Annotated in this window: 17 protein-coding genes; 11 read left to right on the plus strand and 6 right to left on the minus strand. The window is 74.5% G+C overall.

Going from position 1 to position 21624, the window contains the following annotated elements; translation table 11 throughout:
- Nucleotides 1–51 precede the first annotated feature (51 nt).
- Entirely contained in the window at nucleotides 52–999 is a 948-nt protein-coding gene (locus JXZ78_RS25235) for an NYN domain-containing protein (RefSeq protein ID WP_030020318.1), read from the plus strand.
- Nucleotides 1000–1139: 140 nt separating this feature from the next.
- Here JXZ78_RS25235 and JXZ78_RS25240 read toward each other — a convergent pair whose 3' ends face one another.
- The gene (locus JXZ78_RS25240) at nucleotides 1140–1997 is read right to left on the minus strand and encodes an alpha/beta fold hydrolase (RefSeq protein WP_030020319.1); all 858 of its coding nucleotides are present in this window, start codon (nucleotides 1995–1997) and stop codon (nucleotides 1140–1142) included.
- A gap of 223 nt (nucleotides 1998–2220) precedes the next feature.
- Entirely contained in the window at nucleotides 2221–4890 is a 2670-nt protein-coding gene (locus JXZ78_RS25245) for a DEAD/DEAH box helicase (RefSeq protein WP_238783363.1), read from the minus strand.
- Nucleotides 4891–5354: 464 nt separating this feature from the next.
- On the opposite strand from JXZ78_RS25245, the gene JXZ78_RS25250 reads away from it, so the two are divergent.
- Nucleotides 5355–6110, plus strand: a complete 756-nt coding sequence (locus JXZ78_RS25250; protein ID WP_033040110.1) for a ferritin-like fold-containing protein — start codon at nucleotides 5355–5357, stop codon at nucleotides 6108–6110.
- A gap of 190 nt (nucleotides 6111–6300) precedes the next feature.
- Here JXZ78_RS25250 and JXZ78_RS25255 read toward each other — a convergent pair whose 3' ends face one another.
- The 4 genes from JXZ78_RS25255 to JXZ78_RS25270 all read right to left on the minus strand — a co-directional run bounded on the left by JXZ78_RS25255 (nucleotide 6301) and on the right by JXZ78_RS25270 (nucleotide 8347).
- Nucleotides 6301–6570: a hypothetical protein gene (locus JXZ78_RS25255; protein WP_030024621.1), complete on the minus strand. Its 270-nt coding sequence runs from the start codon at nucleotides 6568–6570 to the stop codon at nucleotides 6301–6303.
- A gap of 202 nt (nucleotides 6571–6772) precedes the next feature.
- The gene (locus tag JXZ78_RS25260; RefSeq protein ID WP_030024620.1) at nucleotides 6773–7000 is read right to left on the minus strand and encodes a DUF3107 domain-containing protein; all 228 of its coding nucleotides are present in this window, start codon (nucleotides 6998–7000) and stop codon (nucleotides 6773–6775) included.
- Nucleotides 7001–7338: 338 nt separating this feature from the next.
- Nucleotides 7339–7980, minus strand: a complete 642-nt coding sequence (locus JXZ78_RS25265; protein WP_030024619.1) for a TetR/AcrR family transcriptional regulator — start codon at nucleotides 7978–7980, stop codon at nucleotides 7339–7341.
- 148 nt (nucleotides 7981–8128) lie between these two features.
- Nucleotides 8129–8347, minus strand: coding sequence for an Rv3202a family protein (locus JXZ78_RS25270; RefSeq protein ID WP_030024618.1), 219 nt, complete (start codon nucleotides 8345–8347; stop codon nucleotides 8129–8131).
- A 174-nt stretch (nucleotides 8348–8521) separates the two neighbouring features.
- Between JXZ78_RS25270 and JXZ78_RS25275 the strand changes: the two genes are divergently transcribed.
- The 9 genes from JXZ78_RS25275 to JXZ78_RS25310 all read left to right on the plus strand — a co-directional run bounded on the left by JXZ78_RS25275 (nucleotide 8522) and on the right by JXZ78_RS25310 (nucleotide 21377).
- Nucleotides 8522–9607, plus strand: coding sequence for an alpha/beta fold hydrolase (locus JXZ78_RS25275; protein WP_078624693.1), 1086 nt, complete (start codon nucleotides 8522–8524; stop codon nucleotides 9605–9607).
- Nucleotides 9608–10145: 538 nt separating this feature from the next.
- Nucleotides 10146–11537 carry a DUF3152 domain-containing protein gene (locus tag JXZ78_RS40850; RefSeq protein WP_030024615.1) on the plus strand — a complete coding sequence of 464 codons (1392 nt, stop codon included), beginning with the start codon at nucleotides 10146–10148 and terminating at the stop codon, nucleotides 11535–11537.
- Nucleotides 11538–11744: 207 nt separating this feature from the next.
- Nucleotides 11745–11840 carry an Ms4533A family Cys-rich leader peptide gene (locus JXZ78_RS41145; RefSeq protein WP_341865892.1) on the plus strand — a complete coding sequence of 32 codons (96 nt, stop codon included), beginning with the start codon at nucleotides 11745–11747 and terminating at the stop codon, nucleotides 11838–11840.
- Between the two features lie 211 nt (nucleotides 11841–12051).
- Nucleotides 12052–13788 carry an ABC transporter substrate-binding protein gene (locus tag JXZ78_RS25285; protein WP_030024613.1) on the plus strand — a complete coding sequence of 579 codons (1737 nt, stop codon included), beginning with the start codon at nucleotides 12052–12054 and terminating at the stop codon, nucleotides 13786–13788.
- 11 nt (nucleotides 13789–13799) lie between these two features.
- The gene (locus JXZ78_RS25290; protein ID WP_078624695.1) at nucleotides 13800–14837 is read left to right on the plus strand and encodes an ABC transporter permease; all 1038 of its coding nucleotides are present in this window, start codon (nucleotides 13800–13802) and stop codon (nucleotides 14835–14837) included.
- Entirely contained in the window at nucleotides 14834–15823 is a 990-nt protein-coding gene (locus JXZ78_RS25295; RefSeq protein ID WP_030024611.1) for an ABC transporter permease, read from the plus strand. Before JXZ78_RS25290 ends, JXZ78_RS25295 begins: the two co-directional genes overlap by 4 nt.
- Nucleotides 15820–17655 (plus strand): dipeptide ABC transporter ATP-binding protein, encoded by a 1836-nt coding sequence (locus JXZ78_RS25300; RefSeq protein ID WP_078624692.1) that lies wholly within the window; start codon nucleotides 15820–15822, stop codon nucleotides 17653–17655. The genes JXZ78_RS25295 and JXZ78_RS25300 overlap by 4 nt, the downstream gene beginning before the upstream one ends.
- 189 nt (nucleotides 17656–17844) lie before the next feature.
- On the plus strand, nucleotides 17845–19971 hold the full coding sequence (locus JXZ78_RS25305) for a glycosyltransferase (protein ID WP_050503040.1): 2127 nt from the start codon (nucleotides 17845–17847) through the stop codon (nucleotides 19969–19971).
- Nucleotides 19968–21377: a hypothetical protein gene (locus tag JXZ78_RS25310; RefSeq protein ID WP_308281062.1), complete on the plus strand. Its 1410-nt coding sequence runs from the start codon at nucleotides 19968–19970 to the stop codon at nucleotides 21375–21377. The genes JXZ78_RS25305 and JXZ78_RS25310 overlap by 4 nt, the downstream gene beginning before the upstream one ends.
- Nucleotides 21378–21624: the final 247 nt, after the last annotated feature.

Genomic DNA, 21624 nt, shown 5'->3' on the forward strand with positions numbered 1-21624 from the left:
GTAGTGCGAGCGGTTGTGCGCGCTGAGTGACCGGCCGGACAATGGACCCGTATGAACGACGACGCCCGGCCCACCGGCCCCTCACCCGACCTGACCGCGGTGCTCGCGGGGATCGAGCGCACCAACGAGCTGCTCACCCGGGTGCTCGCCGAGGTCGCCACCACCCCGTCCACCCATGCGGCCTTCGTCGACGCGGGCTATGTGTACGCGGCCGCCGGCCGGCTGGTCGCCGGCACCGAGGACCGCAGGGCCTTCGAGCTGGACGCCGAGGGCCTCATCGAGGCGTTCATCGACAAGGCCCGCACGATCTTCCCGGACAGCCGGCTGCTGCGCGTGTACTGGTACGACGGCGCCCGGCGCCGCATCCACACCACGGAGCAGCAGCGCGTCGCCGAGCTTCCTGACGTCAAGGTGCGGCTCGGCAATCTGAACGCCAACAACCAGCAGAAGGGCGTCGACTCACTGATCCGCTCCGACCTGGAGTCGCTGGCCCGGCACCGGGCGATCAGCGACGCGGTCCTGATCGGCGGCGACGAGGACCTGGTCTCGGCGGTGGAGGCCGCCCAGGGCTACGGCGCCCGGGTCCACCTGTGGGGCATCGAGGCGGTCGGCGGGCGCAACCAGGCCGAGCCGCTGCTGTGGGAGGTCGACAGCCAGCGCACCTTCGACCTGGATTTCTGCAAGCCGTACGTGACCCGGCGGGCCGTCGTCCACGACCACGGGGACCCGGCGGCCGACGGCACCGGCAACGGCGGCTCGCCGCTCACCCGCGACGAGGTGCGCTTCGTCGGCGCGCGGGTCGCCGCGCGCTGGCTGGGCGAACGCGGCGTCCCCTGGGTCACCGAGCTGCTGCCCGGCCACCCGTATCTGCCGGGCGCGGTCGACCAGGAACTGCTGACGGCCGCCGAGGTGCTGCTGCACCACTCCCTGCGCGGGCACGCGGACCTGCGGCGGGTGCTGCGGGACGGCTTCTGGGAACACGTACAGGCGCAGTGCTAGCGGGCGGGCTGCCGGGTGGGCGCCCACTCCGGCGCCGGCTCCGGCGCCCGATGCGCGGGGCGGCGGAAGGCCGTACGTACGGGCGCGTGGGCGGCTTCGCGGGGGTACGGAGGCGACGCGCGCCGGGGCGCGCGCCCCGCTCAGTGGACGCTGTGCCAGAACTCCGCGAGTGCCGCCGCCGTCTCGGCCGGACGTTCCGCGTTGGGGGAGTGCTCCGCGCCCTCGACGACCGTACGCCGGGCTCCCAGCCGTCCGGCCATCGCGTCCATCTCCGGCACCGGCCAGGCGTAGTCGGCGGCGCCCGACACGACGTGCTTGGGCAGCGGTACGGCGGCCAGCTCCGCCACCCGGTCCGGTTCCGACACCATCTGCCGCGCGGTGGCGACCAGCTGCTGCGGGACGGTGTTCATCCAGCGCTGGTGGAGGAAGGCGCCGATCTCCGGCGGGGTGGACGCGTCCTCGGCCTCCGGCGGGTCCAGCTCGCGCATGGCCAGCCACACCGCCTGCATGTCCAGCGTCCCGAGGGCGTCGATGAGCATCCGTACCCGGGCCTGCTGGGGCGCGGCGATGGCGCCCGGACCCGAGCTCATGACGGTCAGGGAGCGGAAGGGCGCGGGGTCGCGCAGGACGGCGGCACGGGTGAGGAGACCGCCGAGGGAGTGCCCGAGGAGGTGCACCGGACCGTCGCCCAGGGCGCGCGCCTGAGCGGCCATGTCCTGCGCCAACTCGCCCTGCGCGTAAGCGGATTCGTCACGCGGCCCGGGTGACTCGTGCTGGCCGCGGCCGTCCACGGCCACCACCCGGAACCCCGCGGCGGCCAGCGGTGCCAGGAGGGCGATGAAGTCCTCCTTGCTGCCGGTGAAGCCCGGCACGAGCAGCGCGGTCCCGGCCGGCGTCCCGTCGGGCCGGGCGTCGTGGACGGCGAACTCACCGCGCGCGGTGACGAGTCGGCGCGCGCGGGCGCACGAGGGCAAGGTGAGGGTGGGCGGCCTGCTCATGGGACGAGGCTATCCGGGGCCCGGAAAGCCATCGCGCGCGGGCGCACACACCGAACGGCCCTGCCCTCCCCGCACTCGCCGACGGCCCGGCCCCGCCGCACATGCCGACGGTCCCCGCACACGCCGACGGCCAGCCCCCCTCGCAACGCCGACGGCCCGGCCCCCGCACACGCCGACGGCCCGGCCCCCGCGTGTGCGGGAACCGGGCCGTCGTACGGTCGGATCAGCCCTCGGCCGGGGCCTCCGCCGTGGCCTTCTTCGCGGCCGTCTTGCGGGTGCGGCGCGGCTTGGCCGGAGCCTCGTCCGCGGCGGCGTCGGCGGCGGGGGCCGCCTCGGCCTTCGCGGCGGCCGTCTTACGGGTACGGCGCGGCTTGGCGGGCGCGTCGTCCTCCGCAGCGGTACCGGCGTCGGCCGCCGGGGCCTCCGCGGTGGCCTTCTTGGCCGCGGTCTTGCGCGTACGGCGCGGCTTGGCGGGCGCCTCGTCCGCGACGGGCTCCGCGCTCTCCACGGCTGCCTTGGCGGCGGCGGTCTTGCGCGTGCGGCGGGGCTTGGCCGGGGCCTCGTCCGCTGCCGTCTCCGTGCCTTCGGCCGTGTCGACCGCGGTCTCCGCCTCGGCCTTCTTGGCAGCGGCGGTCTTGCGGGTACGGCGCGGCTTGGCGGGCGCCTCGTCCGCGACGGGCTCCGCGCTCTCCACGGCTGCCTTGGCGGCGGCGGTCTTGCGCGTACGGCGGGGCTTGGCCGGAGCCTCGTCCGTCACCGTCTCGGCGGCCTCGGCCGTCTCGGCCGTGGTCTCCGCCTCTGCCTCCGCCTTCTTGGCGGCGGCCGTCTTGCGCGTACGGCGCGGCTTGACGGCCGCCTCGTCCGCGACGACCTCGGCACCCTCCGCCGTCTCCACGGCGGCCTCCGCCTTCTTGGCAGCGGCGGTCTTACGGGTGCGGCGGGGCTTGGCCGGGGCCTCGTCCGCGACCGGCTCGACGGCCTCGACCGTGTCGACCGCGGCCTCGGCCTTCTTGGCGGCGGCCGTCTTGCGCGTGCGGCGCGCCTTGGCCGGGGCCTCGTCCGCGACCGGCTCGGTCACGACGGCCGGCTCGGCGCTCTCCGCCGCTTCCACGACGGCTTCCGCCGCGGGCTTGGCGCTGCGCGTCCGGCGGCGCGGCTCGGCCGGGGCCTCGTCCGCGACCGGCTCGGCGGCGACCGGCGCTGCCGCGACGACCGGCGCCTCGGCGGTGGCCTGCGCCGGGACCTTGACGGTCCCGGTGGGGCCCTCGGCCGTGTCCACGGCGGTGGCTGCCGCCGTCCGGGCCGTCTCCGCCTTGGCGGCGGAGTTGGCGCCGCCCCGCGTACGGCGGCGGCGCGGCTTCGACGAGCCAGCGGTGGCGTCGGCGGCCTGCACGGCCTCGGACGCGACGGTCTCGGCGGCGGGCGCCGCCTCGGCACGGTCCGGCGTCACGGCGGCCGGCGCGTTGCCGGAGCCGCCGCGGGTACGGCGACGACGGCGCGGCTGGCGCGGCCCGTCCGTGGCGGGGGCGCCGCCCTCGGACGTACCGGGTGCACCGGACGTGCCGGGCGCCTCGGGGGCGCCCGAAGCGTCCACCGGCGCGCCGTTCCGCGTGCGCCGGCGCTGGCGCGGCGTACGGCTGCGGCTCGGGCGCTCCTCCTCGACGGCGGGCGCGCCCCGGCGCGGACCGCGGCCGCGGCCGCCGGTCTCGCCCAGGTCCTCGACCTCTTCGGCCGCCAGCCCGGCACGCTTGCGCTCCGCGCGCGGCAGGACGCCGGTCGTGCCCTCGGGGATCTCCAGCAGCTCGTAGAGGTGCGCGGAGGTGGAGTACGTCTCCTCCGGCTCGTCGAATGGCAGGTCCAGCGCCTTGTTGATCAGCTTCCAGCGCGGGATGTCGTCCCAGTCGACCAGCGTGATCGCGATGCCCTTGGCACCCGCGCGGCCGGTCCGGCCGATCCGGTGCAGGTAGGTCTTCTCGTCCTCGGGGGACTGGTAGTTGACGACGTGCGTCACACCCTCGACGTCGATGCCGCGGGCGGCGACGTCGGTGCAGACCAGCACGTCGACCTTGCCGTTGCGGAACGCGCGCAGCGCCTGCTCGCGCGCCCCCTGGCCGAGGTCGCCGTGGACCGCGCCGGAGGCGAAGCCGCGACGCGCGAGCTGGTCGGCGATGTCGGCGGCGGTCCGCTTCGTACGGCAGAAGATCATCGCGAGGCCGCGGCCGTTCGACTGCAGGATGCGGGAGACCATCTCCGGCTTGTCCATCGAGTGCGCGCGGAAGACGTGCTGCTTGATGTTGGCGACGGTCTGGCCCTCGTCGTCCGGCGCGGCGGCGCGGATGTGCGTGGGCTGCGACATGTAGCGGCGGGCCAGGCCGATGACCGCGCCCGGCATGGTCGCGGAGAACAGCATGGTCTGGCGGCGGGCCGGCAGCATGTTGATGATGCGCTCGACGTCCGGCAGGAAGCCGAGGTCCAGCATCTCGTCGGCCTCGTCCAGGACGAGCGCCTTGACGTGCGAGAGGTTCAGCTTCTTCTGGCCCGCCAGGTCCAGCAGCCGGCCCGGGGTGCCGACGACCACGTCGACGCCCTTCTTCAGGGCCTCGACCTGCGGCTCGTACGCCCGGCCGCCGTAGATCGACAGCACCCGTACGTTACGGACCTTGCCGGCGGTCAGGAGGTCGTTGGTGACCTGCTGGCACAGCTCGCGGGTGGGAACCACCACGAGGGCCTGCGGGGCCTCCGTCAGCTGCTCGGGCTTGGCCCGGCCCGCCTCGACGTCCGCGGGGACGGTGACGCGCTCCAGCAGGGGGAGGCCGAATCCCAGGGTCTTGCCGGTGCCGGTCTTGGCCTGGCCGATGACGTCGGAGCCCGCGAGGGCCACCGGGAGCGTCATCTCCTGGATGGGGAAGGGGGACGTGATGCCGACGGCCTCAAGGGCTTCGGCGGTCTCGGGGAGGATCCCGAGGTCTCGGAACGTAGACAGAATCTTGCCTCTTCTGTGAGACGCGGTACGAGGCGGCCAAGGGGGTCGTACCGCGCCCTCGCACACTGTCGTACGGGACCGGCCTTGGGTCGGCCGGATGGCGCGGGACCACTGCCTTCGCTCAAGCACTCGAACCGCGAGCGGTGTCCCTCCCGCTGTGCGTACGTCTCGTACGCGCCGCGAAAGAGGGCGGTCGGGTTGGAGCCGATCGGGCCACCGACCGGGCATCCGCATGCGTGGAACAACCCACCGATACTCGGCGGGCGCATTACCACCATACCCCGGATAGCCACACGTGTGTCCGGGCAATCGTTCGGTCGGGTGGGACGGGAGTGGCTGACCAGCCACTTCCCCCGGTTGCGCAGCGGGCTATTGTGCGCTTCATGGAGACGCCTGACAACGCAGCGCACACCGCCGAAGATGACCGAGAACACACCGGGATCGCCGCTCAGGACTGGGCCGCGGCCTCCGCGGAGCCGCAGTACCGGGCCGCGGTGATCGACCTGCTGGGCGCCCTCGCCTACGGGGAGCTGTCCGCCTTCGAGCGCCTCGCGGAGGACGCGAAACTGGCGCCGACGATGGACGACAAGGCGGAGCTGGCCAAGATGGCGTCGGCCGAATTCCATCACTTCGAGCGGCTGCGGGACCGCCTCGCGCACATCGAGGCGGAGCCGAACGAGGCGATGGAGCCGTTCGCGGCGGCGCTGGACGAGTTCCACCGGCAGACCGCTCCGTCGGACTGGCTGGAGGGCCTGGTCAAGGCGTACGTCGGCGACTCGATCGCCAGTGACTTCTACCGCGAGGTGGCGGCCCGGCTCGACTCCGACACCCGGAGCCTGGTCCTGGGCGTCCTCGACGACACCGGGCACGCGACGTTCGCCGTCGAGAAGGTACGGGCCGCGATCGACGCCGACCCCCGCGTCGGCGGACGGCTCGCGCTGTGGGCCCGGCGCCTGATGGGCGAGGCGCTGTCCCAGGCGCAGCGGGTGGTGGCCGACCGGGACTCGCTGTCGACGATGCTGGTGGGCGGCGTGGCCGACGGGTTCGACCTCGCGGAGGTCGGACGGATGTTCTCGCGGATCACCGAGGCGCACACGAAGCGGATGGCGGCGCTGGGGCTGGCCGCGTAGCGGAGCGGAGAGCGCGGCGCCGCGCTGTCGACCGGCCCGCGGCCGGTGGACGGCAGCGGGCGCCGCGTCCCCATACCCATGTCTGAGGGGCTGGACACATGTCCAGCCCCTCCGGCGTAGGGATCATCGGATCAGCGCGGGCCTCGAAGGGCCGCCGCCCCGTCTCCGGGCGGGCCCGGGCCCGCCCGGGTCACACCCCGGACCGCAGCGCCGTCAGCCGGTGTGCGGGCCGGACCAGCAGCGAGAGCATGGCCGCGCCCAGGCCGGCGGCGGCCAGCAGCGTCTGGAAGAAATGGCCGGGGCCCAGGATGGAATGGGCGAGCAAGGCGCCGAGGAGGGCCGCTGCGGGGCCGGTCGCCAGCGTCAGGGGGCGTGAGGGGAACCGGCCCGGCAGCTTGCGCGTGGCGGCCAGTGCGATGGCGAGTCCGACGATCACGGAGCCGAGAGCTTCCCAGATCATGGCTTATCCCTCCCGCGGTTACGACCGGTTGGACGACACAAATCGGTCGTAGGCGGTCGTACCCAGGGAGAATGCGCGGCAACCCTCGTCGGCGCAGGCAGTCGCGAGCGGGCCGGACACCGAAGCGGCGGCCCGGAGACAATCTCTCCGGGCCGCCGCTCGTGACGGGTGCGCGCGGGCCCGTCCAAGGGCCCGCGGCCGGCTACAGCGCGCCGAAGCCGACCTTGCGGACGGTCTGCTCGCCGATCTCCACATAGGCCAGCCGGTCCGCCGGGACCAGGACCTTGCGGCCGTGATCGTCCACGAGGCTCAGCAGCTGCGACTTGCCGCCCAGTGCGTCCGCCACCGCTCGCTCGACGTCCTCGGCGGTCTGCCCGCTCTCCAGAACGATCTCGCGGGGCGCGTGCTGCACGCCGATCTTGACCTCCACGGCTTTGTCCCTCCGACGGTCTCGGTGCCCCCTGGCGAGGCCACGGGGCAGGTGCGCGGAATCCGCGCCGTACGCAGCACACATTAGCCCGGTGAGCGGACGGACAGGGCGCCGCGGAGCACGCCCGCAGCGAACAGAGGAGGGGCGTGGGTGTGCGGGAGTGCGGGGCGTGGCAGGCCGGACACGCCACCGCCGGGACCCGCGGACGGCTCACTGCCCGGTGGTACGGCTCACAGTGCGGCAGCGGGCACGGCCCGCGGTCCGGTGGCGGTACGGCTCGCTGTTCGACGGGCCCGGCGCGCCGCCCGGCGGCCCGGTTCAGTACCCGGCGGTACGGGTCACTGCCCCTCGGAGCCGTGCAGCGGGAAGCCCGCGATGCCCTTCCAGGCCAGTGAGGTCAGGTGCTGTACGGCCGTCTCGCGCGGCACGGTGCTCTCGGAGGAGAGCCAGTAGCGCGCCACGACCTGCGAGACGCCGCCCAGCCCGACCGCCAGCAGCATCGACTCGTCCTTGGACAGGCCGGTGTCCTCGGCGATGACCTCACTGATCGCCTCGGCGCACTCCAGGGAGACCTTGTCCACCCGCTCGCGCACGGCGGGCTCGTTGGTCAGGTCCGACTCGAAGACCAGCCGGAAGGCGCCGCCCGGGTCCTCGACGTACGCGAAGTAGGCATCCATCGTCGCGGCGACGCGCTGCTTGTTGTCGGTCGTCGAGGCGAGCGCGGTGCGCACCGACTGCAGCAGCGCCTCGCAGTGCTGGTCCAGCAGGGCCAGGTAGAGGTCGAGCTTGCCCGGGAAGTGCTGGTAGAGCACGGGCTTGCTGACGCCGGCGCGCTCGGCGATGTCGTCCATCGCGGCCGCGTGGTAACCCTGCGCAACGAAGACCTCCTGGGCCGCGCCCAGGAGCTGGTTGCGCCGGGCTCGGCGTGGCAGGCGCGTGCCCCGCGGGCGTGCCGCCTCGGTCTGCTCGATGGCGCTCACGCTGCCTCCCAGGTGTCGTTCCGTCCGCGGCGCACGCACAGCGGTGCGCCGCGTCCGCCATCGTACTTTTGGGTAACCCGGCTGTGCGTGGTCACGGGCGAGAAAATCTGCCGCCGAAGACTGTGGGAAGCCGACATATGGCCCCAGGTCATCGGTAATCGTCTTCGTCGAGATCCACGACGCGGGCCTGTTCGGCGACGTCCGCCTCGTTCGCGGCGGACGGATCGATGCCGGTCAGCGGCTGGTCGTGGTGCGGCGCGAGGTCCGCGTGCTGCTCCGCGGCGTCGGCCTCGGGCGCTTCGACGTCGATCTCCGAGGCGTCCGTCTCGTCCTCGAAGGTGTCCGGGTCGGTCGGGTCGACGGGCATGGTGGCTCCCTTTCTCTCACGTCCTCCGGAGGCCAGGGCGAGCGTCCGTACGCGAGCGCTCCTCACACGGGTGCCCTTCCTGCCCGAGCCTAAGAGAGCGGGTTCCGAAATGCGATGCGGTGTGTGAGCGCGAACACACGATCGGCGGCGTGATCGTCTCGTAACATCGACTCCATGTCTTCGACGGATTCGACGGAGTCGACCGGATTGCCGGACGGGTTGCCGGGCGGATCGCCGGACGCGGCGCCGGACACCCGCGCCGTTCTCCCGGTGCCCCCGGCGGGCCGCTCCTCGCGCGTCGGTCCGGGCGAGACGGTGCGTTCCGTGAGCCTGCCGGGCCTGACCATGAGCGTGCGGGGTGTGCCGGGCGCGCGGGCCGGGCTGCCGTCCGCGCTGTACGTCCACGGACTCGGCGGGTCCTCCCAGAACTGGTCCGCGCTGATGCCGCTGCTCGCCGGCCAGGTGGACGGCGAGGCGCTGGACCTCCCCGGATTCGGTGACTCCCCGCCGCCGGACGACGGTGACTACTCGGTCTCCGCGCAGGCGCGGGCGGTCATCCGCCATCTGGACGCGAGCGGCCGCGGGCCGGTGCACCTGTTCGGGAACTCCATGGGCGGCGCGGCCGTGACGCGGGTGGCGGCGGTGCGCCCGGACCTGGTGCGGACGCTGACGCTGATCTCGCCCGCGCTCCCGGAGCTGCGCCCGCAGCTGTCCGCGGTGCCGACCGGGCTGCTCGCCGTGCCCGGTGTGACCCGGCTGTTCAGCAGGCTGACGCGGGACTGGACGCCGGAGCGGCGCACCCGTGAGGTGCTCGCGCTGTGTTACGGCGATCCCGCCCTGGTGACCCCGGACGGCTTCACCGCCGCCGCGGAGGAATACGCACGGCGCCTCGAACTCCCTTACTTCTGGGAGGTGATGACGCGCTCGGCGCGGGGCATCGTCCATGCGTACACGCTCGGCGGGCAGCACAATCTGTGGCGGCAGGCGCAGCGGGTGCTCGCGCCCACGCTTCTCGTCTACGGTGGGCGCGACCGCCTGGTCTCCTTCCGTATGGCACGCCGGGCGGCCGCCGCTTTCCGTGCCTCCCGGCTGCTGACGCTGCCGGAGGCGGGGCACGTGGCGATGATGGAGTACCCGGAAACGGTGGCGCGGGCCTTCCGCGAGCTGTTGGACGACGACGCGGCCGCGCGGGACGCGGCCGGTGCGGGCGGGAGCGCCGGTGCGGGAGAGCCCGCCGCCGGTGGCGCGTCCGGGACGTGAGTAGGAGCTGACAGGCCGAGTGGGACGTCACAGCCGCCGGAGCCCGGCCGCAACCGCCGGTGACACCTCCGGAATAGGCGAGGTGGGCGAGGCGGACGGGCTCGGCGCGGCAGGTGGCGCCGGACCTGCCCCCGCCCCCGGGCCGGGTACGGGCCGCCGGCGCCGCCGCGCGGAGCCGGGACCGGACGGCGGAGGCAGCGGAGAGGCCGGCCGGACGGACGGCGCCGAGCAGCGGCGCACGCCGGGTGGTGAGCCCGCGCAGGGTGCGGGTCGTTACGCGGCCGGGCACCGTACGCCCGAGCGCGGACCGGCGCAGGGCGCACCGTGGCAGCCCCCGGCGCAACGCGCGCCCCGGAATCCGTCCACGCGCCCCGAGCCGCACCATCATCCGACCGCGCGCTCCGCATCGCAGAACGCGCCCGCGCACGACGCGTCCGCCGGTGCGCCCGCGCACGGCACGCCCCCGAACGGCATCCCCGCGCACGACGCGTCCCCGGGTGTGCCCCCGAACGGCACCCCCGCGCTCGGCACGCCTCGCGTGCCGCGACCGCGCGAGGGGCGCCCGCAGTCCGCGTCGGCCACTCCGGCGCACGGATTCGCCCCGTTCGAGGACGGCAGCGAAGGCGCGAGCAGGCCCGCCCCCGCCCCGGGGGCCCCTGCCTCCGTCCCGGGCGCCCCCGGCGCCCCCGCTGCTGGTGCCGACGCCGCCGACACCGACGCCGCCCAGGGCGGATCCGTACGAGCGGACAACGGCAGTGCGCCCGGTGCCGAGTCCGGGCCCGCCCTCGGCCCGACCACCACCGGTACGGGATCGGTCGGCTCACCGTTCGTCCCGCAGAACCGGGAACCGGCGCCCCGCCAGGAGTACATCGACGCCTTCGCGGCGCAGCCCGGCCCCGGAGGGAACCGCCCCGGCGGCCCCGAGGACGCGGACGACGACGTGTTCGTGGCCGGGACCCCGGCGGGCGGACGGCCCGGACAGCCCGGGCCGGGGCGCGACACCGGCCGGTCGGTGGTCTTCCCGAGGGAGGGCGACACCCCGGCCGACACCCCGGCCGACGCGCCGGACGCCACCCCGGACACGAGTGAACTCGGCGTCCAGGGGCCCCGGTTCACCTCCCGCAAGAAGATCGCCAAGGGCCGCACCCTCACCGGTGTGGCCGCGGCGGCCGTGACGACCGTGCTCGCGGTCGTGGTGGCCGGACAGGTCGCAGAACAGCAGCAGGACGACGGCAAGGCACAGGCGCTGAGCGGGAAGGAACGGGGCGCCGGCTCCGACGCCGCCTCGCGCTCGAACGCGCGCCCGACGCAGCAGGCGGCCCCCGCCACGTACGACGAGAAGATGGCGAAGGCCTACCCGCTGGATGCGAAGCTGGCGGCCTCCGGGCGGTTCAAGCCGGCCGGCGGGGACGCCAAGGCGCCCGGCCACGGCCCGGTGTCGCGCTACCGCGTCGACGTGGAGGAGGGCATGGGCCTGGACGGCGAACTGTTCGCCGACGCGGTGCACAAGACCCTCAACGACGAGCGCAGTTGGGCCCACGGGGGCCGGCGCGCCTTCGAGCGGGTGGGCTCCGGCAAGGCCGACTACGTCATCACGCTGGCGAGCCCCGGGACCACCGCCAAGTGGTGCGCCAAGTCCGGGCTCGACACGACCGAGGACAACGTGTCGTGCGACTCGGCGGCGACCGAGCGGGTCATGATCAACGCGTACCGGTGGGCGCGGGGCGCCGAGACCTACGGGCCGGACCAGCTGCACGCGTACCGGCAGATGCTCATCAACCACGAGGTGGGCCACCGGCTCGGCCGCAACCACGAGAGCTGCTCGCGGCAGGGCGCGCTGGCACCGGTGATGATGCAGCAGACCAAATTCCTGACCACGGACGGCGCGACCTGCCGCCCCAACGCCTGGCCGTTCCCGGAAGGGCAGTGAGCCGCCGGGGCTTCGGAGAGCGCTGATCCGGGGGCGGCTGGGCGTGCCGCGCCGGTGTACCGGGCCTGGTCCGCCGTGCCGGCCCGCCGACCCGGCCAGGCGCGGCCCCTCGGCCCCGCGGCCCCGTAAGTCCGGCATACGGAACGGCCCGTCTCTCATCGCGGGACACCTTTGCCACCGGACGCACATTCGGGAAGTCTTCCTCCCATGCCGCGCCCTGCCACCGCCTTCGGACACGCCGCTTTCGAGCTGGCGCTGATCGGCGTGTCCGTGCAGTCCGTGGCCGACATCCACTGTCGCTGAGGCCCGTCCCCGGCCGCGCGGAAGCGCGCCGCGACGGCCCGCGACCGCCGGGGCCGTGAGACGCGGCGACCTGTGACCCCGGGCCGGGGCGTCCCCCGCGTATCCACGTATCTCACTCGAACGTGTCCGCAGGGGCGGCCCCGCGCCTCACCGCGCCCCTCCTGCCGCCGCCTTCCGCGGGTACGTCCCGCTGCGAAAGGCACCCACCGACATGGCCGAGCCGTCCCGCCCCCGTCACTCCGCCCCCGCCAGACGCGCGGTCACCGTCGCGGTGGCCGTCGCGCTGGCCGCCGGGGCCACCGCCTGCGGCCCCAAGGACACCGCGGCGGGTGACGGCGCGGGCGCCGCGCCCGCCAAGGGCGGCACGCTCACCGTCCTGAACTCCGCACCCCAGACCAACTTCGACCCGGCGCGCCTTTACACCTCCGGCGGCGGCAAGGTACCGACCCTGGTCTTCCGTACGCTGACCACCCGCAACCGGGAGAACGGCGCGGTCGGCGCGAAGGCCGTACCGGACCTCGCCACCGACACCGGGCGGCCCAGCGAGAACGCCACGGTGTGGACGTACACGCTCAAGGACGGGCTGAAGTTCGAGGACGGCTCGCCGATCACCAGCGCCGACGTGAAGTACGGGATCGAGCGTTCCTTCGCCGCCGAACTCTCCGGCGGCGCGCCGTATCTGCGGGACTGGCTGGTCGGCGGCGAAAGCTACCAAGGGCCCTACAAGGACAAGGACAAGGACGGGCTGAAGTCCATCGAGACCCCGGACGAGAAGACCCTCGTCTTCCACCTGAAGAAGCCCGAGGGCGAATTCCCGCTGCTCGCCACGCAGACACAGTTCGCGCCGGTGCCGAAAGCCAAGGACACCGGCACCAAGTACGAGGAACACCCGGTCTCCTCGGGGCCGTACAAGGTCGCCAAGAACACCGGGGACGGCGAACACCTCGTTCTGGAACGCAATCCGTACTGGTCCGAGAAGACCGACTCCGAACGGCACGCCTATCCCGATACCATCGAGGTGAAATCCGGCCTGGACTCCGCGGTCATCAACCAGCGGCTGGCCACCGGCGCAGGTCCGGACGCCGCCGCGGTGACCACCGACACCAACCTCGGCCCGGCCGAACTCGCGCAGATCAGCGGCGACGCGGGGCTCGGCAAAAGGGTCGGCACCGGCCACTTCGGTTACACCGACTACCTTGCCTTCAACCCGAAGGTGAAGCCGTTCGACGACCCGAAGGTGCGCCAGGCCGTCGCATACGCCGTCAACCGGCAGAGCGTCGTGAACGCCGCCGGCGGCTCCGCGCTCGCCGAACCCGCCACCACCTTCCTGCCGAACGGCGAAGCCTTCGGCCACACCCCGTACGACCCGTTCCCGGCGGGCCGTACCGGAAATCCGGCCAAGGCGAAGGAACTGCTGAAGGAAGCCGGTCACGGGAACGGGCTGAGCATCACCCTCACGCATTCCACCGCCAAGAACTTCGAGACCGGCCCGGACATCGCCACCGCCGTGCAGGAAGCCCTGAAGAAGGCCGGAATCACCGTCAAACTCCAGGGCCTGGAGGACAACGACTACAAGGAGAAGGTGCACAGCGTCGACGACGCGCCGGGCCTGTTCATCGGCGGCTGGGGAGCGGACTGGCCGTCCGGCGGCCCGTTCCTCGCGCCGGTCTTCGACGGCCGGCAGATCGTCCGGGACGCCTCCAACTTCAACCACGCGCAGCTCGACGACCCGGCGGTCAACCACGAGATCGACGAGATCAACAAGCTGACCGACCTGAAGGCGGCGGCGGTCCGGTGGGGCGCGCTGGACAAGAAGATCGGCGCGCAGGCCCTGTCCGTACCGCTCTTCCACCCCGTCTACAAGCGGCTGTACGGCAAGGACGTCAAGAACGTCGTCATCAGCGACTGGGACGGCGTGCTGGACGTCTCCCAGGTCGCGGTCAAGTGACGACGGCCGGCATGACGTCACCCCAGGCCGACGCGGCGCTCCCTCCGCACGAGGTGACGCCTGCTCGGAAAGGGACGGTCTGGCGGCGGCTGCGGCAGCGCCCGGCCGCCGTGCTCTCCGCGGCCGTCCTGATCGTCCTCGTCCTGCTCGCCCTCGGCGCGCCGCTGCTGGCCGCGCTGGAGGGCCAGGACCCCACCACGTACCACGACGACCTGATCGACTCCGCGCGCGGCGGCGTGCCGCTCGGGTCGTACGGCGGGATCAGCGCCGACCACTGGCTGGGCGTCGAACCCGGCACCGGCCGGGACATGTTCGCGCGGCTGCTGTACGGGGCCCGGGTCTCCCTGCTCATCGCGCTCGGCGCCACGGCCGTACAGGTCCTCATCGGTGTGGTGGTCGGCCTCGCGGCCGGGCTGGGCAACCGGCTCGCCGACCAGGTGCTCTCCCGGTTCACCGAGGTGCTGACCGCGCTGCCGATGCTCGTCATCGCGATCTCGCTGACCGCGATCGTGCCCGCCGACTTCCCCCGTCCGCTGCTGCTGGTGCTGGTCATCGGCCTGCTCAGCTGGTTCGGCACCTCGCGGATCGTGCGGGCCCGGACGCTGGCGCTGAAGAAGCTGGACCATGTGGCGGCGGCCCGGCTCGGCGGCGCGGGACCGCTGCGCGTGGCGCGGCGCGAGCTGCTGCCGTCGCTCGCCGCACCGGTGATCACGTACGCGGCGGTCCTGGTGCCCGGCAACATCGTGGTCGAGGCGTCGCTGTCCTTCCTCGGCATCGGCGTCCGGCCGCCCACCGCGTCCTGGGGGCAGATGCTGTCGACCGCGACGACCTGGTTCCGGGCCGACCCGGTGTACGTCCTGCTCCCGGCGGGCTTCCTGCTGGTCACCGTGCTCGCGTTCACGGTGCTGGGCGACGTGGTCCGTACGGCGCTGGATCCGCGTGAGCGGTCCCGGCTGCGGATCGGCACCCGGGCGGGCCGCAAGGAGAAGCCCCCGAAGAAGGAAAAGCACGACGTGCGCGAGAAGCGCGAGAAGGAGGCTGTCGTATGACCGGCTACGCACTGCGCCGGCTCGGCGGCGGGCTCCTGGTCCTCTTCCTGCTGACCGTCGCCGTCTACGCGCTCTTCTACGTCGCACCCGGCGACCCCGCCAAACTGGCCTGCGGGCCGCGCTGCAATCCGGGGCAGATCCAGCAGGTACGCGAACGGCTGGAGCTGGACGCGCCGGTCCTGACGCAGTACCTGCACTTCCTCCAGGGGCTGGTGGCCGGCCGCGACTTCTCGTCCGGCACCGCCGTACTGCACTGCGACGCGCCCTGCCTCGGCCTCTCCTACCAGAACAGCTCGCCCGTCACGGAGCTGCTCGCCGACCGGCTGCCGGTCACCGCGTCGCTCGCCCTCGGCTCGATGGTGCTCTGGCTGCTGCTCGGCGTCGGCACCGGCCTGCTGTCCGCGCTGCGCCGCGGCGGCACGACGGAACGCGTCCTGACCGGCCTGACCCTCGCCGGCACGGCCACCCCGGTCTTCATCACCGGACTGCTGCTCCTGATGGTGTTCTGCGCGTACCTCCAGTGGCTGCCCTTCCCCTCCTACGTCCCGCTGTCCGAGGACCCGGAGCAGTGGGCCTGGAACCTGCTGCTGCCCTGGACGGCGCTGGCGCTGCTGGAATCCGCCAAGTACGCCCGGCTGACCCGGTCCTCGACGCTGGAGACGCTGGCCGAGGACCACATCCGCACCTTCCGCGCGTACGGCGTGCGGGAACGTTCCGTCGTGACGCGGCACGCGCTGCGCGGCGCGCTGCCGCCGGTCATCGCGCTCACCGCGCTCGACCTCGGAACGATGTTCGGCGGCGCGATGCTCACCGAGGAACTCTTCGGGCTGCCCGGCATCGGCCAGCTCCTGGTCCACTCGGTGCGCGTCGTCGACCTGCCCGTGGTCGTCGGTGTCGTCCTGGGCACCGGCGCCGCCGTCATCGTCGCCAACGTCGTGGCGGACGTCCTCCACGCACTCGCCGACCGAAGGGTGGCCCTGACATGACCTCCGAGGAACCCGCGGGCACGACCGGAGCGGCACCGGACCTGCTGAAGCCGGACCTGCTGAAGCCGGACCTGCTGAAGCCGGGCCGGTCGGTGCCGGGCCGGCCGCAGCCGGATCCGCTGGTGGAGGTCCGCGACCTGTCGGTCGCCTTTCCCGGCGGGGCCGGTGCCTTTCCAGCCGACGGGGGAGGCGCCGGTGGGGGAGACGCCGGTGGGGAAGGCCCCGCCGCCGTGCAGGCCGTGGACCGCCTCTCGTTCTCGCTGGCCGCCGGCCGGGCCCTCGGCATCGTCGGCGAGTCCGGGTCCGGCAAGTCCACCGTCGCGGCGGCCCTGCTGGACCTGCACCGGGGGACCGGAGCGCAGGTGAGCGGCACGGTACGGGTCGCCGGTACGGACGTACGGGCAGCGGACGAGCGGGAGCTGCGGCGGCTGCGCGGCGGCCGGGCCGCCATGGTGTTCCAGGACCCGCTGTCCTCGCTCGACCCGTACTACGCGATCGGCGACCAGATCGCCGAGGTGTACCGGGTGCACCGGCCGGACGTCTCACGGCGCGCCGCCCGTGCCCGCGCCGTCGAGGTGCTGGAGCGCGTGGGCATCGCGGACGCCCCCCGGCGCGCCCGCTCGCGGCCCCACGAGTTCAGCGGGGGTATGCGCCAGCGCGCGTTGCTCGCGATGGCGCTCGCCTGCGAACCGCGCCTGCTGATCGCCGACGAGCCCACCACCGCGCTGGACGTCACCGTCCAGGCGCAGATCCTCGACCTGTTGCACGGGCTGCGGGCGGAGACCGGCATGGGGCTGCTGCTGGTCACCCATGACCTGGGGGTGGTCGCGGGCAGTGTGGACGAGGTGCTGGTGATGCGCGGCGGCCGGGCGGTGGAGCACGGCCCGGTCGGCGAGGTGCTGCTCGCGCCGCGCGCGCCGTACACGAAGGAACTGCTGGCGGCGGTACCACGGGTGGACGCGCAGCCGGACGGGCGCGCCCTGCGCGGCACGCGCGCCGGGCGCGACGGCGACGGGAGCGGGGACGGCGTCCTGCTCGAAGCCGTCGGGCTGCGGCGGGAGTTCGGTGGCCGGCGGCACCGGACGACGGCGGTCGACGAGGTCTCGCTGACCGTACGGGAAGGGGAGACCGTCGGCCTCGTGGGGGAGTCGGGCAGCGGCAAGACGACGCTCGGGCGGATGCTCGTACGCCTGCTGGACCCGACCGCGGGGACGCTGCGCTACCGGGGGCGCGACATCGGCACCCTCGGTGACCGGCAGCTCCGTCCCTTCCGCAGCGAACTCCAGATGGTGTTCCAGGACCCGGTCTCCTCGCTCAACCCGCGGCGCAGCATCGGCGAATCGGTCGCCGACCCGCTGCGCGCGGCCGGTGACCGGGACGACGCGCGCGTGCTGCGCCGGGTGTGCGAACTGCTGGAACGGGTCGGCCTGGACCCGGCGTGGTACCACCGCTATCCGCACGAGTTCAGCGGCGGGCAGCGGCAGCGCGTCGGCATCGCGCGGGCGCTCGCCCCCGGCCCCCGGCTGCTGGTCTGCGACGAACCCGTGTCGGCGCTGGACGTCACCACACAGGCGCAGGTCGTCGGCCTCCTCGGCGAACTCCAGCGGGAGCTGGGCCTCGCGCTGGTCTTCATCGCGCACGACCTGGCGGTCGTACGGGCGGTCAGCGACCGGGTCGCGGTGATGCGCGGCGGGCGGATCGTGGAGGAGGGCAGCACCGAGGAGGTGTACGAACGCCCCCGGCACCCGTACACGAAGGGTCTGCTGGCGGCGGTGCCCGTGCTGGACCCGGAGGTGTCGGCCGGGCGGCGGGCGCTGCGCGCGGTGGCCTGACGGCACATAGCGCGCCAGAACGCCCACCGGGGTGGAAAGTTACGTCTCTTCACCCCTTCCGGTGGCGCGACGGACAACCGTCCGCCGTGTCACCGGAATCTCTGCGTAGCTTCTTCCTGCCAGGTAGCGGCGGGCCCCCGGGGGTGACCGCCGCCGTCGACGCCGATCAGGAAGAACGGGGGTGCGCTCGTGCGCATTGGTCTGCTCACCGAGGGTGGCGGCCCGGATGCGTCCGGTGAGACGCGTCCGTGGCGCGACCGGCTCGTGCACGGACTCCCCGGCCACGAGTTCGAGGTCTACACCCTCGACCGGGGCCCCGAGAGCGGTGCGGTGGAGGGCGTGCAGGGCGGTGGCGCGGGAGAGGGCGCCGGACAGCCGGGCACGGGTCCGGAGGCGCGTGGGGCGCAGGGGGCGGAGGGCCGTGCGGGCGGCGCGGAGGGCCGCGCCCGGGTGGTGCGGATCGCGCCGCTGCACGGAGAGCTTCCCGCCGCCCTGCGATGGTGGCCCGACGGGCGGCGCGCCGGGGCGCGCGGACGGCGCGCGCGGCGGCGGTTCGCGGAGTGCTTCGGTGATCTCGCGGCGGGGTTCATCGCGACGGAACCGCCCGGGGGCCGGGCCCTTCCCCCGGTGTCGCCGGTGGACGGTGCCGCGGACCGTGGGGGTCAGGCGGTCCGTGGGGGTCTGGCGGACCGTTTCGCCGCTGGTTTGTACGGTCTGGCGCAGCTGGCCCGCGACCACGGCGGCCTGCCCGAACTGCTCCGCTCCGAACAGGCCGTACGCATCCTGGAGAGCGCCTGCCACGCGCCCGGCGCGCTGTGTGCCGCGCACGGCGCCCGCGTGGGCGACCTGCTGGCCGTGGCCGAGGAGCTGGAACGCGCCCTGCGTCCGCTCTCCCTGGACTGGTACGGCTCAGGCCGGTACGACGCGGCCCGGTACGGCGCGGACCCGTATGACGCGGCCCGGTACGACGCGGACCCGTACGACACGGGCCGGCGCGACACGGGCCGGTACGGCGGCTCTGCCGGCCCTTCCGGCAGCGATGCTGACGGGCTTGCCGCGGTCGACCTCTGCCATGCCACCGCCGGCGGCTCGGCCGCCCTCCCCGGCCTGCTGGCCAAACGCTTCTTCGGTACGCCCCTCCTGCTCACCGAGTACGGCGTGCGCCTGCGCGAGCACTACCTCGCGCGCTCCGGAGCACGGTCGAGCGCCCCCGTACGCGCCCTGCTGGGCGCCTTCGAGGCCGCGCTGGCCGCCGAGACGTACGCCCAGGCCGCCCTCGTCACCCCCGGCAACGCCCACACCCGGCGCTGGCAGGAACGCTGCGGTGCGGACCGGGAGCGCCTGCGCACGGTGTACCCCGGTATGGACGCGACCGGCTTCGCCGCCGTCCCCGACACGGCGGCCGACCGCTCCGCGACGCTGGTGTGGACCGGCACCGTCGAACCCGCCAAGGACCTCGTCTCGCTGCTGCACGCCTTCGCCCGCGTGCACCGGGCCGAACCCGCCGCGACCCTGCGCATCGTCGGAGTCCCGGGCCCCGGCCCGGAGGACGCCGCCTACCTGGCGCAGTGCCGGGTGCTGGCCGCCCAGCTCTTCCCCGACGAGGCCGCCGACGCGCGGAGCGCCGGGGACAACCCGGTCTCCTTCGAGGAGATCGGCGGCCCCGGTCTGCCGCGCCCGCAGGACGCCTACGCGGCCGGCGCGGTGCTGGTCTCGTCCAGCGTGGCGGAGGGCTTCCCGCGCTCCCTCGTGGAGGCGATGCTCAGCGGCCGCGCCACCGTCTCCACCGACGTCGGAGCGGTCTGCGAGGTCATCGGCGGTACGGGCCTGGTCGTGCCGCCGCGCAACCCGCGCGCGCTGGCCGACGCGTGCCTGGCGCTGCTGCTCGACCCGGAGCGGCGCGCCCGGCTGGGCGCCGCCGCGCGCGCCCGCGCACGCGAACTGTTCACGGTGGAGCAGAACATCGCGGCATTTCGTGGCATCTACCTGGAGCTGATGTCCCGTACGCCGTGCCGCCCGGCCGCCGGCGCAGGGCCGGACGGCGAGAGCGGGCCCCGCCTCTTCACCCGGCCCGCCGAGTCCCACGTACCGGGCCGCTGGGCGGCCGTGGCGGGCAGCGCCGCGCAGGCCACGCCACCGACGGGGCGCGCACCGAGCTGGGCGGTACCGGATCCGGGGGCCCCGGCCGCTGAACCGGTCGCCGAACCGGTCGCCGCCGAATCGCTCGCCGAACCGGCCGCCGCCGAACCGCTCGCCGAACCGGCCGCCGCCGGAGCGGGAGCCGGTGCCGACCGTCAGAGAGGAGCGCGACCGTGACGACAGCCGACACGGGAACCGGCCCCGGCCCCGACCTCGACACCGGCGCGACGCCGAAAGCGCCGCCGGAAGTGGGAACGGCAGCGCGAACGGCAGCGGGCGCGACCCCGCCGCTCCCCGCCGCCCCGCCCCCGTACCCCTCCGCGGCCCCCGCCCCCCTGCCCGTACGGGACACCCCCGCCCCGCCGCCCCGGCGCGGCCCCGCCGACCCCGTGAAGACACTGATGCACCAGCACCGCACGCTGTGTGAACGGGCCGTCGACCCGATGGAGATCGCCGCCGGTCTGGAGGCGCACGGCGTCACCGACCGTACGGCCGCCCGCTTCCGGCACCGCGACGTCTTCTCGCTGGCCGAGGAGTTGTACGCCCGCGTCCCCCGCGCCGACGCGCCGCCGCCCGCCGTGCCCGCGCCCGGCCCCGTACGGCGGGGGAGGGCTGTCCGTGTGGCGCTGCACCTGCTGCCCGGCGCTGTGTGTGCCTCGACCGTGGCCGCCGTCGCCGCTGCCGGGCGCGCGCCCACGCCCGTACCGTTCACGACTGCCGACGGCCCGTCACCTCAGCTCGTACGGTTCGCCGTTGCGGCGATCGGCGCAGGGCTCGTGCTTCTGGCCCTGCGCCTGTGCGTCCGCCACGGCCCCCTGCGTGCGCGGTGTCCGTCCGCCCGCGCCACCGGGCTGTGGACCTGCTGGCTGGCCGGGTATGCGCTGGGCGGTGACTGGCTGCTGCGGCAGGTCCTGGCAGGCGGCCCCGATCTCCCGCCCGCGCGCTCTCAGTTGGCCATCGCTTCCGCCTTGGCCCTGACGTGCGCGGTCGTGCCCGCTGCCTGGTGCGCGTACTGGTTCGCGGGCCGCGCGCGCCGTGGGCTGGCGGACAGCCGGTTCCTGACCGTATTCGCGTCCGGCGTGCGGCCGTTGCTGCTCATCGCCACGGCGATGCAGCTCGCGGCGCTGCTCGCCCTGTCGGCCGCGGCGGACGCGATCGGCAGCGGCGCTGACAGCGGAGGCGATGGCGGCGCGGGGCCGGTGGCGGCCGCCTCGGCCCTGGGTGTCCTGCTCTTCCTGGCGCGGCTGCTCGCCCGGCACGGCTTCCCGGCCGCTGCCGCAGCGGGCCCGGCCGCCGCCGTCGCCCTGGAGGCCGCCGCCCTGGCCTGCGTACTGGCCGCCCGGCTGCCGGGCCTGGAGCCGCTGGGCGGGCCGGTCGAGGTGGCCGTCACCCACCTCGGTCCGTCCGCCGTACCGGCCGTGGCCTGCGCGCTGCCCGCCCTCGGTCTGCTGTGGTACGCGCTCCACGCCCTCACCGGCGCCTCGGCGCACGCGCCGGCGCCCGAAGAAGCTCCCGCCCCGGCTCCCGCCCCGGCGCCCGACGGGGCCCCCGCCCCCGTACCGACGGAGGCGGCCCGGCCGTGACCCCGCACACGTCGCCACCGGCGATACGCACCCCACACCGTCCGGCCCGTCCGGCCCTTCTGCCTCCGCCGGTCCTCCCGGTCCTTCCGGTACGCACACCACCACTCCCGGCGCGCGCACCGTCGCCGCCCGCCCGTACGCCATCACCCCCGGCGCTCGCGCTGGCCTCCGCAGTACCGGCGCTCCCACGGTGCCGGCCGTCCGCTCCCGGACGCCCGCCACCATCCGTGCGGCGTACACCGCCACC

This window comes from Streptomyces monomycini, assembly GCF_022271435.1.
Taxonomy (GTDB): Bacteria; Actinomycetota; Actinomycetes; order Streptomycetales; family Streptomycetaceae; genus Streptomyces; species Streptomyces monomycini.